The sequence below is a fragment of the Halomonas sp. 141 genome (genome assembly GCF_002810305.1).
Taxonomy (GTDB): Bacteria; Pseudomonadota; Gammaproteobacteria; order Pseudomonadales; family Halomonadaceae; genus Vreelandella; species Vreelandella stevensii.
Genome location: NZ_PINZ01000139.1, coordinates 1 through 609 on the forward strand (window position 1 = coordinate 1; position 609 = coordinate 609).

Annotated in this window: 1 pseudogene; it reads left to right on the forward strand. The window is 62.1% G+C overall.

Features of this window, described 5'->3' with window-relative positions:
• Nucleotides 1-609, forward strand: a pseudogene (locus CWI66_RS17720) (ISL3-like element ISPpu12 family transposase); the annotation flags it as partial.

The following is a 609-nucleotide window of genomic DNA, read 5'->3' on the forward strand; positions in this document are numbered from 1 at the left end:
GCCCGATCCCATCGCCTGCGAGGAATGCGGCGTGCAGGGTGAGTTCGTACGGTTCGGCAAGCGTGACGTTCCCTATCGTGATCTGCCCATCCACGGCAAGCGGGTCACTCTCTGGGTGGTCCGCCGCCGATACACCTGCCGGGCCTGCAAGACAACATTCAGGCCCCAGCTACCGGAGATGGTGGACGGATTCCGTATGACACTGCGGCTGCATGAGTACGTGGAGAAGGAATCCTTCAACCACCCCTACACCTTTGTGGCGGCACAGACCGGCCTGGACGAGAAGACGGTGCGCGACATCTTCAACGCCCGCGCCGAGTTCCTGGGGCGCTGGCACCGCTTCGAGACGCCCCGCATCCTGGGCATTGACGAGCTATACCTGAACAAGCGCTACCGCTGCATTCTGACCAACATTGAGGAGCGAACCCTGCTCGACCTGCTGGCCACCCGCCGCCAGGACGTGGTGACCAACTACCTGATGAAGCTGAAAGACCGGCAGAAGGTCGAGATCGTCAGCATGGACATGTGGAACCCCTACCGGGCAGCGGTCAAGGCTGTGCTGCCCCAGGCCCGTATCGTGGTCGATAAGTTCCATGTGGTGCGCATGGC